Consider the following 12845-nt stretch of genomic DNA (forward strand, 5'->3'; position numbering starts at 1 on the left):
CAGCGAGGCGGTGCCTCACTGGGAGTCCCCGAGGCGGTGCATAGTGCGGCGTGGGAGAAGCAATTAGACAGTACGGTTTGACATAATTCGGTATGCGAGTTGCTCCTCTGGCTTTGTGTGACGGCGATCGAGCGAGACTTGCGACGTTGGCGCGGTCCTCGTCGGTGCGTGCCGGGTTGGCGCAGCGGGCGCAGATCGTGTTGTTGGCGGCGGGCGGCGAGCCGAACACCGAAATTTTGCGGTTGGTGGGTGTCTGACCCGTCAGACAGTGATGTCGTGGTGTGCGCGCTACGACGCGTCCGGAATCGACGGCCCTGTCGGACGAGCAGCGGTCTGGCCGACCACGCACGATCGACCACAGCAAGATCGTGACCGCCACGCTGACGCCTCCACTGAAGAAGCTCGGGGTCACTCATTGGAGTACCCGGTTGCCGGCCGACAAGCTGAAGATCAGCAACAGCACCGTCGCTGATGCGTGGCGTGAGTATGGGATACAGCCTTGGTGTAGAGAGACATTCAAATTCCTCACCGATCCGGAGTTGGTCGGGAAAGTCACCGACGTTGTCGGGTTGTACCTGGATCCGCCGAAGAACGCGGTCGTGCTCTGCGTGGACGAGAAGTCCCAGATCCAGGCGCTGGACCGCACAGTGCCTACGTTGCCGATGCGGATCGGGATTCCTGAACGTCAGACCCATGACTATGTCCGGCACGGCACCACCACGCTGTTCGCCGCGTTGGAGGTGGCGACCGGGACTATGTCAGCCTCGGCACCGCCATCAGGAATTCCTTCGGTTCCTCAGGCATGTGACCCGCCCGTACCCCGACCAGGAGTTGCACTTGGTGATGGACAACTAGGCCACCCGCAAGAAGCAGGAAGTGCGTGATTGGCTGGCGGGGAATCCGCGGATCACAGTCCATGTCACACCCATCTCAGCGCCGTGGATGAACCTGGTCGAGGTGTGGTTCGGAGTCATCGAACGCCAAGCCATCCACCGCGGGACCCTCCACAGCGTCAAGCAACTCGTCGGAAGTATCCGCGACTTCATCAAGGGCTGGAATTCGCGGTCTCAGCCCTTCGTCTGGACAAGACCGCCGACCGGATCCTCACCAAGGCACACCGTCCAACAACTTCAAGAACGACGCACTAGCCCGGACGTTCCGCGAGGTAGCGCTCGAGGATCGACTTGACCACGGGGCCGGACGTTGCCGATCCGAATCCCCCGCCACGGACCATCACCGTGACGACGACTTCGGGAGACTCGAAGGGCGCCACCGCGGAGAACCAGGCGTCGAGACCATCGCCCGGCGCCGACGGATCCTCCGCCGTTCCGGTCTTGGCGCCGGCCGACACCGGCAAGGTGGCGAGCTGCCCGGCCGTACCGGCAGCGGCCGAAGCCCTCATCCCGGCCCGCACCGGATCAAGCAGATCGGCGAAGGGAAGCCGATCAGGCTCCGCCGTCGGAATCGACGCGCCCTCCCCGGTCCCGTAGGCGGCGGCGAGCTGTGGAGTGACCATTGCTCCGGTGCCGATGCCGGACGTCCACCCTGCCACTTGCAGCGGGGTCGCTGTCACGGTGCCCTGCCCGATACCCATCAACACCGTCGAGCCCGGATACCAGGTGGCCCCGATTTCACCGACCGACTCCGGTGTCCCCAGGAAACCTGCGGACTCACCGGGCAGATCGATCGCCGAGCGCCGGCCCACACCCAATTGGTCGGCGACCGTAGCGATCCGCTCGGGACCGAGGAGTAGGGCGAGCTTGTAGAAGTACACGTTGTCCGACCACTGGATCGCCTGCAACAGGTTACTCGGACCCATCGGCTGCCAATTCGCGAACGTGTGCCCTCCGTAGGTGAATGCGGCACCGGTCGCGATCGGCTGCTCCGGATCCAAAACCTGATCTTCCGCGTTCGCCGAGGCGACAACGATCTTGAACGTCGAGCCGGGTGGCGCGGCGGTCTGGTACGCGTGGTTGAGCATCCGGCTGGGCCCCGGACCCTCGGTTTGAGCGGCCAGCGCTACGGCATCGACCGGAGGACCGTAGACGTTGTTGTCGTACCCGGGGACGCTGGCGAGCGCCAGCACCGCGCCGGTCCGGGCGTCCATCACCACCGCGGCGCCCAGGTCACCCTTGCTGCCGCGGACTGCCTGGGTCAGTGCCTCCGTCGCCACATTCTGCAATCCGATGTCCAGGTGCAGCCGCAGGTCGTGGCCCGGCACCGGATCCACGCGCTCTCCCGGAGCGACCACATTTCCCATCGGGTCGACGTACAGGCACTGCTTGCCGTCGCTGCCGCGCAGCAGCGCGTCGTATTGCTTCTCGAGTCCCGCACTCCCGACCCGCGACCCGAGCGCGAGCTGCGGCCAGCGTTCCATGTCCTGCGGATCGCCGATGCCGACGTATCCGAGGACGGAGGCGAGCGAATCCCCGTACGGATAGTGCCGACGCCCGGAGGGAACGACGAGGACGCCGGGGACCTGCGCATCGATGATTTGGCGAGCCTGATCGGGTGCGACCCTGCCGACGACGGTCTCCATCTCCCCGACGCCGCGTTCATCCAGGGTGTTTGTCAGCTCGTCTTGAGAAATTCCGAGCAACGCGGCGAGTGAACCGGGGTCGTTCTCGTCGAACATTCGAGTGACCACCGAAATGGAGTATTCGGCAACATTGGTCGCCAAGGGCACGCCGTTCCGGTCGACGATCTGACCGCGCTCGGCAGGCAGACGGATGCAGCGATTCATCTGTTCATCGCTCAACGCGCGCAACTCAGAACCGCGATCGCCCTGCAACTGCCAGGTGAACACGGACATCGCGACGAGGAGTGCGGTGACCGCGGCGGTTCCCACCGTCATGCCCCGAGGCCGTCGCCGACGTGTCGGCGGCTGAGCCCACAGCGGCCGAGCGACACCGTCTCGGCGAACTGCGAGCACCAGCCCGATCGCAACGAATCCGACGAGTGCGACCGTGCCCCCGTAACTGAACATCGGGAGCGGCATTCCGGTATGGGGCAGCAGCGACAGGCTCGCACCGATCGACAACACTGCGTGGATCCCGAACAACCCGCCGATGCCCGCGGCTACGAGCGCAGCTTCTCTGGTCCTGGCCCTTCGTGCGGCGAGAGCGGCACGCCACGTGATCACCAAGCTGGCTGCCACGACTGCAAGGCCCGCGAACAGACCCCACCCGTACACGACGCTCGCGAACGCAAGGTCGTGCTCCGATTCGGGAAGGTATTGCGCCCTCAGTCCGTACATGGGCTCTCGCGCCAGGCCCCACAGCCCACCGCTGCCTACCGCGATGTCGGCCTGAAGCGATGCCCAGCCCGACCCACTCGGGTCAGCATCGCTCGACAGGAACACCTGGATCCGTTCGAGTTGGTACGGGCGGAGGAAAAGTCCGAGAATGGGCAGCGCGGCGATTACCAGTCCGAACAGCGGCAGTAGCGGCAACATCGGCACCCTGGCGAGGATCAGCATCAGCGCCGCTACCGACGCCAGCACCACGGCACTCGACAGGTCGGGCTGGACAGCGACCAGGGCAATCACGCCGCTCGCGATCAACAACATCGTCACCAACCGGCCGAACGTGTAGCCGCGGGCCAGGATGGTCGCCGACACCAGGACCACACCGAGCTTGGCGATTTCGGAGGGTTGAACGGAAAACAGGCCGAAATCGAGCCAGCGTTGTGCGCCCTTGACCGATACCCCGACGAACGGCACCGCTATCAGCATCGCGACGGATACTCCGAGAGTCACCCATCCGAATCGTTGCAGTTTGCTCACCCGCATGCGCGAGATGAGAAACATCACCCCGATGCCGACGACGGCAAAGCTCGCGTGGCGGACCGCTTGCGATGTGAGTCCGATCGACACCAAGTTGAGAAGGCCGAGAACGGTGAGAACGACCGCGGCCGTGACAATCCAGGGATCGGACTCCCGGTCTTGTCCCCGCACAGGAACACTGTCTCCGCTCATCAGCAGGTCGCTTCCTCGGCAGGCACGTACAGCGGCTCCGAAGCAGTAACTGCCGGGGAGCTCGTGACCGCAGCGACAGCCAGGGCGTAACCGGGCGGCACGAACGTCTTGCTCAGGCCGTATACCTCATCCCGACCCGGCTCGGCACGCATTGTGACGTCGCCGCCCGATTGCACCTCTCCGGTGCATCGGTCGTAGACATTCAGCTTCCAGGTGACCGTGTCAACGGTGGCGGCCGGGTCGAGCCGAACGTCCACTCGTACGGCACACGTCTGTCCGGCGCTACACGATCCGTCTGCGAAACTCGCTGTGACGCCAGTGATCTGACCCGCACTGGCCGGGGCGCCGGTCTGGACGGCCGCCGGCTCGACGCCGCCGGCATCCGTCGCGGCCACGGACGGGTCCGCAGGTACGGCCGGCGGCGGTGACACCGGGCGAAGGGTGTCTTCATCCGAGAGGGTCACCGGATTGACGACCGTGTTCCAGCCATTATTCAGCTCCGTCCACACACGGGGGCCCGTCGCTACGGCCCCGACGACAACGACGATCGCGAGCAGGGTGAACACTCCCTGACGCCAGGAGGGCCTTCTCCGACGACTGTGCCAGGCGTTTCGGACCGGCGGATACCAGCCGGCGGATGGCGCGAGGGACCCGGCCGGCACGTTGGCCCGATCTTCCATCGCCCGATCATCCGGAAGGGGCCGTTCCATCGTCGCCTTGACGAGTTCGCCGATCTGGCGTCTCCGCCGGGTCTCGTCGTCCGGGTCGAACTCGGGAGCGACTGCCCGGCGAACCCGGCGCACCAGATCCTCCAGATCTGTTGTTTCTGATACCGATTCGATTACAAGATCGCCGAACTCCGGCCCCCGGCAGTTCGTCGCGATAGCCCGAAGCAGGCCCGTGATCGCATCGTTCATCTCGATGCGTGATGCGGCGCTCGCGGGGCCATCGATCGTGATCTGTCCGCCGTCGGACACCATCACGGCGTCGTCCCGCAGGGCGATCGGACGACCACCCCCGCCGCCCGCCAGTTCGAGCTGGCCGGCCAAGTCCGTGACCAGTTGCGCAGCTTGCGCCGGTGTCAGCCTCGCGACCGCGAGCAGCGTCGGGAGTGCGACACGGACACAGTCTCCACCTGAATCGTCATCGATCAGTTCGGGTGGTTCCGATCGGGCCGCGGCGGGCGCGCCGCTGCTCGCGTGGACTCCCAAGGCTGCTTCGTTCATCGCGCACCCCGAAACGGTCTGCCTCCCGCGGGTGACACCGAACCGGAACGGGTGGGCGGTGGACTGGGCTGTGCTTGTTCCTGTCGAAACCCTTGCGCCTGCTCGAATCTATTTAACTCCGATCCGGTCCGTCGAGGGGAGAAATCGCGAAGATGAAAGGGCTCGAGCGCCCGCCCGGCGGGCGGGAGACGCCCACGGCCGGGGCGCCTGCCCCACTACCTGTCGGCCGCGACGGCGGCCCTCGGCGCATTCGCGGTGGTGTACGGGAAGGGCTGTGCCTATCGCGTGCGCTGGCGGGCGGTCACGTCGGCGCTTGGACGGCACGGGGCGGCACGGGGCGGCCCTCGACGCCGACGGTGAGAATCTGCGCCGACGGATCCCACGCACCACGCCCGACGATGCGGCTCCGGCTCGGGCGAGCGATGCACCTGCGCGGGTGGTCGCCGCTGATCGTCGTGCGACTGCTCGTCGCCTGCCCGATGCATGGCTGGCAGGTACGCGCACGGCAAGGTGACACCGCGCTTCCAAGCGCGGTGTCACCTATCAGTGTTCTTGCGCGGCGCGTAGGTGGTCTCTGCGGATGCGGTACTCGTCGACGTCGATCTCCCCGCGCGCGAAGCGTTCGTCGAGGATGGTGTCCGCGCTACGGGTGTTGGTGTCGTTGGCCACGTAGGTCGGATTGGGGTTTGTGCGGATGTTGCGGAAGAGTGCCATCACCCCGAAGATGACCAATGTCCAGAAGGCGACCATCGCCAGGACCATCAGCACCCAGCCGCCCCAGCTCATTCCGTAGCCAATTCCGTCGTTCCACATCATGGTCGTTCACCTCGCCTGATCGTTGTTCGGTCTTCATTGCTGTTGATCGTGGACCCCATCGTGGATTTTGGAACCAGTGGAATCGATGAGGGTTCTGTGTAATTTCGATGAAGATGTGGCCTGCCACGGTGACTGGCACACGACCGGAAGAGCGCAAGTGGCGACGCAGTGTGACGATGGAGGGCATGGACAAAATGCCAGCCCTCTCATCTGAGGGCACCGGATATCGGGCGTTGGTGGTCGACGATGAGCGCCCGTTGGCCGCGATCGTTGTCGGCTACCTCGAACGGGAGAACTTCGAGGTCGCGGTGTCCTACAACGGGGTGGATGCGCTTGCGCGCGCCCGGGAGATCGACCCCGATGTCGTGATCCTCGATCTGGGGTTGCCCGGCATGGACGGAATCGAGGTGTGCCGGGGGCTCCGGACGTTTTCCGACGCCTACGTGGTGATGCTGACCGCTCGAAACGCGGAAATGGACACAATCATCGGCCTGTCCGTCGGCGCTGACGATTACGTCACCAAACCGTTCAGTCCGCGGGAGCTGGTTGCCCGTATCCGTGCGATGTTGCGCCGGCCCCGGAATGGGTCGGCAGATGAGCCGCGGTCGCCTGAGCCGCGTGCTGGTGAGATTGCGCTGAGGGTGTTCGGTGCGCTGAGAATTGACGTCACCGGACGGGAGGTTCATCTCGGTGAGAGTCCGGTGATGTTGACCCGCACCGAGTTCGATGTTCTGGCGGCGTTGTCGTCTCGGCCGGGTATGGCCTTCAGTCGGCGTCAGTTGATCGAGGCGGTGTGGGGGGAGTCCTGGGTCGGTAACGAGCACCTCGTCGACGTGCATGTCGGGCACTTGCGCCGAAAACTTGGCGACGACGCCGCCGCGTCCCGGTACGTCAACACCATCCGCGGGATCGGGTACCGGATGGGTACCGGGCAATGACGGGGCCACGCTCAGCGCGCTCTCTCATCCCGCGCAGGGTGAGTGGCGGCCCCGGCCTCGGACTGCGTCTGCTGCTGGCGCAGTCGATGGTGCTCGTCGCAGGTGGTGCGACCTCGTGGGTGGTCGCGGGGTTGGTCGGTCCACCGCTGTTCCGCGAGCATCTGAACCGCGCCGAGGTACCGGCCTCGTCCGATGAGCAGTTCCATGCCGAGCTGGCATATCACTCCGCTACGGCGATTTCCTTGGCGGTGGCCATTGGGGCGGCCGTTCTGGCGGCGTTGGTCGTGACCTGGTATTTCAGTCGGCGCTTGCAGCGCTCGGTGACGGAAGTGTCGTCGGCCGCCACCGCGGTGGCCGACGGTTGCTATGGCATCCGGGTCTCGCCACCGCACCTGGGCGAGGATTTCAACGCACTCGCCGAAGCGTTCAACCGGATGGCCGTCCGGCTCGAGTCGGTGGAATCCACTCGCCGTCAACTGCTCGGTGATCTCGCCCACGAGATCCGCACACCGGTGTCGGTGCTCGAAGCGTACATGGAGGCACTCGAGGACGGTATCGAGACGTTGGACGCCGATACGATCGCGATGCTCCGCACCCAGACTCACAGGCTCGCCCGATTCTCGGAAGACGTCGGTTCACTCTCCCGTGCAGAGGAGACCGGAGCGTCGATCGAGCCCGCATGGGTGGCCCCCGGGGTGCTGATATCCACCGCGCTCACCGCCGCCGCCGACCGCTACGCGGCCAAAGAGGTGGCGTTGGCCGCGCATGTTCCCGCGGACCTCCCTCGGCTGTGGGCCGACCCGGAGCGGCTCGGGCAGGTGCTGGGCAATCTACTCGACAACGCATTGCGCCACACCCCGCTGGGTGGCCGGGTGGATGTGACCGCGGAACAGCGACTCGGGGTGCTCGCGATCTCGGTGACCGACCTCGGCGACGGAATCTCTGCCGGACACCTCCCGTACCTGTTCGAGAGGTTCTATCGGGTCGACGCGGCTCGCGACCGAGAGCACGGAGGAGCAGGGATCGGCCTTTCGATCGCCAAGGCGCTTGTCGAGGCGCAGGGCGGTCACATCACCGCGAGCAGCGACGGCCCGGGAACGGGAAGCACCTTCACCATCACCTTTCCCCTCCGCCGGCACCTGCGATGAGGAAGTACCGCCGACTGCGATCGCACGACATGGGCGCGGCCGCTTGATTTATCTCCCGCCCGGCGCAACTGTTACCAGGATGAGCACGGACCTCCCGGCGCCGCTGAAACGGGTACTCGACGAGTACGCGCGGCATCTCGAGCTCGAACGCGGCCGTTCACAGCACACAGTGAAGGCCTACGTCGGGGATGCGAAGTCGCTCCTTCAACACTGGTTGTCGACATCTCCCGAAGCTCATCTCGGCGAGCTCGACATCAAGGTGCTGAGGGCGTGGCTGGCTGGTCAGTCCGCGGCAGGTGTTGCCCGGACGACACTCGCTCGGCGAACGTCGTCAGTGCGCAACTTCACTGCCTGGTTGCTGCGGACGCGTCGTATCTTTGTCGATCCCGGAGCTCGTTTGGGTGCGGCGAAGGCTCACCGCACACTGCCCGCGGTCCTACGGCAGTCGCAGGCGGCCGATGTGATGGACGCCGCCGAATCGGGTGCGCAGCAGCAAGATCCGATTGCTCTGCGCGACCGCCTCGTCGTGGAACTGTTGTATGCGACGGGGATTCGGGTGGGGGAACTGTGCGGCCTCGATCTCGGATCGGTGGACCGTGAACGACGCCTCCTGCGCGTGATAGGTAAGGGAGACAAGGAACGTTCGGTGCCCTACGGAAAGCCTGCGGCAGAAGCGGTCGATCTGTGGTTGCACGTCGGCCGACCGACGGTCGCGACGGCCGCCTCCGGGCAGGCCCTTCTGCTGGGCAAACGAGGAAAGCGGCTGGACCAGCGGCAAGCACGCACAGTCGTGCATGACGTTCTGTCAGCGGTTCCGGGTGCTCCCGACCTCAGCCCACACGGCCTCCGTCACACCGCAGCCACACACCTCCTCGAAGGTGGCGCCGATCTGCGCGTGGTCCAGGAACTGTTGGGGCATGCGAGCCTCGCGACCACCCAGTTGTACACCCATGTTTCCGTCGAGAGGCTGCGTGCGGTCCACGATCAGGCGCACCCCCGGGCCTGACCCGTTCAATTGCGTCGCGTGACGAACCTTCAGTCAACCTCCGGGGGTACGGACGGGTTCGAGCCGCACCGGTGCGACACGGACGAGGCCGAGGGGGTTCAGGTACTTGCGGTCCCGGCGCAGGCCCCAGTGCAGGCACGCCGCGACGGGCGCGACGCAGCCCGGGTGGCCGGGTTCGAGGATGCCGAGCACGGTGCCGCGGCCGACCCGCATCCCGGCGGTGACGCGGGCGGTGACAGGCTCGTATGTGGTGCGCAGGCCGCCCGGATGGTCGATCGAAACCACCGGTTTACCCGCGACTGTGCCCGCGAACGCAACCACACCTGTGCCGGCAGAGAGCACGGCCCGATCGGGTGCGCCCTCCAGGTCCACCCCGCGATGCCCGGGCAACCAGTCGTGTTCGGGGTTGTCGTACGCCCGAACCACCCGTGGCCGCGGATGCAGCGGCCAGTCGAAAGCGCTGGTCGATGCGGCATCGGCGGGTGGTGCGAGAAGGGCGGCGCCGGTGAGGAGAGTGGCAGCAGTGGCTGCCGCCGTGAGCGCTCGCGCGATAGCTCCGCAGATCGTCATGCGTCGACGATGTCGCATCTCCGGGTGCAAAACGGGCGGCGGAAGAAACTGTGGATGGACGTTGAGCCGTCCACAGATTGTGCGGAACCCTTGTGCCGGCGGTCAGGACATGAAATGGGGGAGTGCGGTTAGGACATGAAATGGGGGAGTGCGGTTAGGGCCAGCGACATCGAGGCCGTACACTGATCAGGCGGTCTGTGCTCCCACAGTCCGACTTCGCGCATCCGTGCAAGTTATCGACCATCGGCTGGTCTCGTATCTTGATGCGAGTTCCGGTGGTTCGAGGGTGCCAGGGCGGAGCGTTACCGACGCTCCGCATCAACCGGTAATGAAAGAGAGATACACAGCTATGGCTGTCGTAACAATGAAGCAGCTGCTGGACAGCGGCACACACTTCGGTCACCAGACTCGCCGGTGGAACCCGAAGATGAAGCGATTCATCTTCACCGACCGCAACGGCATCTACATCATCGACTTGCAGCAGACACTGACGTACATCGACAAGGCGTACGAATTCGTCAAGGAGACCGTTGCCCACGGCGGCACCGTCCTTTTCGTCGGCACGAAGAAGCAGGCCCAGGAGTCCGTTGCGGCCGAGGCCGCTCGCGTCGGGATGCCCTATGTCAACCAGCGTTGGCTCGGCGGCATGCTCACCAACTTCACCACCGTCCACAAGCGTCTACTCCGCCTCAAGGAACTCGAGACGATGGAGCAGACCGGTGGATTCGAGGGTCGCACCAAGAAGGAAATTCTCATGCTCACGCGTGAGATGACCAAGCTGGATCGCACCCTCGGTGGTATCCGCGACATGGCCAAGGTTCCTTCCGCCGTGTGGATTGTCGATACCAACAAGGAGCACCTCGCAGTTGCCGAGGCTCGCAAGCTGAACATCCCGGTCATCGCGATCCTGGACACCAACTGCGATCCCGACCTGGTCGACTACCCGATCCCGGGTAACGACGACGCCATCCGTAGCGCCGCTCTGCTCACCAAGGTCGTCGCTTCCGCCGTCGCCGAAGGCGTGCAGGCGCGTGCCGGACTGAGCGTCGACAAGGACGCGAAGCCCGAGGCCGGCGCCGGTGAGCCCCTCGCCGAGTGGGAGCAGGAACTGCTGTCGCAGGCAGCTCCCGCCGCAGAGGTAGCGGCCACGGAGAGCACCGAGGTTGCTGAAGCCCCCGCAGCAGAGGCGACGGCCACTCCGGCTGCCGAAGCCCCCGCAGCAGAGGCCCCCGCGACCGAGGCCTGATCTATCGCACACGGCCCTGACCAGAGATCCTGTGGTCGGGGCCGTTTGCTGGTCTGCCCCCGCGTACTACCCTGACTTACGTCCGAACAGACATATGAGGAGGCTCGCTCACCATGGCGAACTACACTGCCGCTGACGTCAAGCGGCTCCGCGAACTCACCGGCTCCGGAATGATGGCCTGCAAGAACGCTCTCGCCGAGGCTGACGGCGACTTCGACAAGGCCGTCGAGCAGCTGCGAATCAAGGGTGCCAAGGACGTCGGCAAGCGTGCCGAGCGCACCACGGCCGAGGGTCTGGTCGTCTCCAAGGACGGCGTTCTGCTCGAGATCAACTGCGAGACGGACTTCGTTGCGAAGAACGACGACTTCCTTAGGCTCGCCGAGTCGATCGCCGCGGTCGCCGCAGTCGCGAAGCCCACCGACATCGAGGCACTCAAGGCTCTCGAGCTCGACGGCAAGAGCGTTGACACGGTCGTTCAGGAGCAGTCCGCGAAGATCGGTGAGAAGCTCGAACTGAGCAAGATCGCCTCCTTCGACGGACCGGTTGCGGTCTACCTGCACAAGCGCAGCGCGGACCTCCCGCCAGCCGTCGGCGTCCTGATCGAGTACACCGGTGAGGGCCAGGGCGCTGCCGAGGCTGCCCGCGGTGCTGCAATGCAGGTCGCGGCCCTCAAGGCGAAGTACGTCACGCGCGACGAGGTCCCCGAGGACATCGTCGCGGGCGAGCGTCATATCGCCGAGGAAACCGCCCGGGCCGAGGGCAAGCCGGAGCAGGCTCTGCCGAAGATCATCGAAGGCCGCGTCAACGGCTACTTCAAGGATGTCGTGCTTACCGAGCAGTCTTCGGTGCAGGATTCGAAGAAGTCCGTAAAGGCAATTCTCGACGAGGCCGGCGTCACCATCAAGCGTTTCGTTCGCTTCGAGGTCGGCGCCTCGAGCTAGTCGCGTGAGTCGTAGGCCCCGTCGGACAAATGTGCTCGCCCGGCGGGGCCTACGTATGCCGCCACGGTCCTGATAAGGCAGGATGAAGACGGCGAGGGTCGAATGGGTATAGAGCGGTGCGTGGGTGCACTCGTCTGCCGTAGAGGAGTCGACGAGTGCTGTGGAGACCAGTGATGTGGAACTGAGGAGAGCGATGTCCGAACCAGTCAGCGAACGTGGGGGATTCCATCGAGTCCTTCTCAAGCTCGGCGGAGAAATGTTCGGTGGTGGGAAGGTTGGCCTCGACCCCGACGTGGTGACCAAGGTAGCGCAGCAGATCGCCGGAGTCGTACGGTCCGGAGTCCAGGTGGCAGTCGTCATCGGCGGCGGAAACTTCTTCCGTGGAGCGGAACTGCAGCAGCGAGGATTGGACCGGGCGCGTTCCGACTACATGGGCATGCTCGGGACCGTGATGAATTGCCTTGCGCTGCAGGATTTCCTGGAGAAGGAGGGTATCGACAGTCGTGTCCAGACGGCGATCACGATGGGCCAGGTCGCCGAGCCGTACATTCCACTGCGCGCCCAGCGGCATCTGGAGAAGGGTCGCGTTGTGATCTTCGGCGCAGGCATGGGCATGCCCTACTTTTCGACGGACACGACGGCGGCGCAGCGTGCACTCGAGATCGGCGCCGAGGTTGTCCTGATGGCCAAGGCCGTCGACGGCGTGTTCACTGCGGACCCGAACCTCGACCCGGACGCCTCGATGTACACGCAGATCACTCACCGGGAAGTGATCGAGCAGGGACTCAAAGTGGCCGACGCGACCGCTTTCAGCCTTTGTATGGACAACGAGATGCCGATCATGGTGTTCAATCTGCTGACCGAGGGGAATATCGCTCGAGCAGTGTCCGGTGAGAAGATCGGAACGCTCGTCAAGTCATGACGCGCGACACGCTCGACGCAGCGTCTTCTCGAAACAGGGCTCTCGCGAAACAGGGC

Annotated in this window: 10 protein-coding genes and 1 pseudogene; 7 read left to right on the forward strand and 4 right to left on the reverse strand. The window is 65.1% G+C overall.

Annotated elements, in window-relative coordinates; translation table 11 throughout:
* Positions 1–92: 92 nt before the first annotated feature.
* Positions 93–1188 (forward strand): annotated as a pseudogene (locus RM2_RS04090) (IS630 family transposase).
* Here the strand turns inward: RM2_RS04090 and RM2_RS04095 are convergent.
* The 3 genes from RM2_RS04095 to RM2_RS04105 all read right to left on the reverse strand — a co-directional run bounded on the left by RM2_RS04095 (position 1145) and on the right by RM2_RS04105 (position 6018).
* Positions 1145–3976 carry an FtsW/RodA/SpoVE family cell cycle protein gene (locus RM2_RS04095; RefSeq protein ID WP_072687563.1) on the reverse strand — a complete coding sequence of 944 codons (2832 nt, stop codon included), beginning with the start codon at positions 3974–3976 and terminating at the stop codon, positions 1145–1147. The pseudogene RM2_RS04090 and the gene RM2_RS04095 sit on opposite strands and share 44 nt — an antisense overlap.
* The gene (locus RM2_RS04100) at positions 3976–5202 is read right to left on the reverse strand and encodes a hypothetical protein (protein WP_072687564.1); all 1227 of its coding nucleotides are present in this window, start codon (positions 5200–5202) and stop codon (positions 3976–3978) included. Before RM2_RS04100 ends, RM2_RS04095 begins: the two co-directional genes overlap by 1 nt.
* Positions 5203–5745: 543 nt before the next feature.
* Positions 5746–6018, reverse strand: coding sequence for an SHOCT domain-containing protein (locus RM2_RS04105; protein ID WP_072687565.1), 273 nt, complete (start codon positions 6016–6018; stop codon positions 5746–5748).
* Positions 6019–6194: 176 nt separating this feature from the next.
* On the opposite strand from RM2_RS04105, the gene RM2_RS04110 reads away from it, so the two are divergent.
* The 3 genes from RM2_RS04110 (at position 6195) to RM2_RS04120 (ending at position 9110) form a co-directional block, all read left to right on the forward strand.
* Positions 6195–6956: a response regulator gene (locus tag RM2_RS04110; RefSeq protein WP_072687730.1), complete on the forward strand. Its 762-nt coding sequence runs from the start codon at positions 6195–6197 to the stop codon at positions 6954–6956.
* Complete coding sequence (locus tag RM2_RS04115) at positions 6953–8104, forward strand: sensor histidine kinase (RefSeq protein ID WP_072687566.1); 1152 nt, start codon at positions 6953–6955, stop codon at positions 8102–8104. The genes RM2_RS04110 and RM2_RS04115 overlap by 4 nt, the downstream gene beginning before the upstream one ends.
* Positions 8105–8183: 79 nt before the next feature.
* The gene (locus tag RM2_RS04120) at positions 8184–9110 is read left to right on the forward strand and encodes a tyrosine recombinase XerC (RefSeq protein WP_072687567.1); all 927 of its coding nucleotides are present in this window, start codon (positions 8184–8186) and stop codon (positions 9108–9110) included.
* Positions 9111–9143: 33 nt separating this feature from the next.
* Here RM2_RS04120 and RM2_RS04125 read toward each other — a convergent pair whose 3' ends face one another.
* Positions 9144–9680, reverse strand: coding sequence for a M23 family metallopeptidase (locus RM2_RS04125; protein ID WP_072687568.1), 537 nt, complete (start codon positions 9678–9680; stop codon positions 9144–9146).
* A 349-nt stretch (positions 9681–10029) separates the two neighbouring features.
* Between RM2_RS04125 and rpsB the strand changes: the two genes are divergently transcribed.
* From rpsB to pyrH, 3 genes are all read left to right on the forward strand, one after another.
* The gene (gene rpsB, locus RM2_RS04130) at positions 10030–10926 is read left to right on the forward strand and encodes a 30S ribosomal protein S2 (protein ID WP_072687569.1); all 897 of its coding nucleotides are present in this window, start codon (positions 10030–10032) and stop codon (positions 10924–10926) included.
* Positions 10927–11039: 113 nt separating this feature from the next.
* A complete protein-coding gene (tsf, locus tag RM2_RS04135) occupies positions 11040–11867 on the forward strand; it encodes a translation elongation factor Ts (RefSeq protein WP_072687570.1) in 828 nt (275 codons plus the stop codon).
* 193 nt (positions 11868–12060) lie between these two features.
* Positions 12061–12789, forward strand: a complete 729-nt coding sequence (gene pyrH, locus RM2_RS04140) for a UMP kinase (protein WP_072687571.1) — start codon at positions 12061–12063, stop codon at positions 12787–12789.
* The last annotated feature ends 56 nt before the right edge of the window (positions 12790–12845 follow it).

Origin of the sequence: Rhodococcus marinonascens NBRC 14363 (genome assembly GCF_001894885.1) — a bacterium.
Lineage (GTDB): Bacteria > Actinomycetota > Actinomycetes > Mycobacteriales > Mycobacteriaceae > Rhodococcus_F > Rhodococcus_F marinonascens.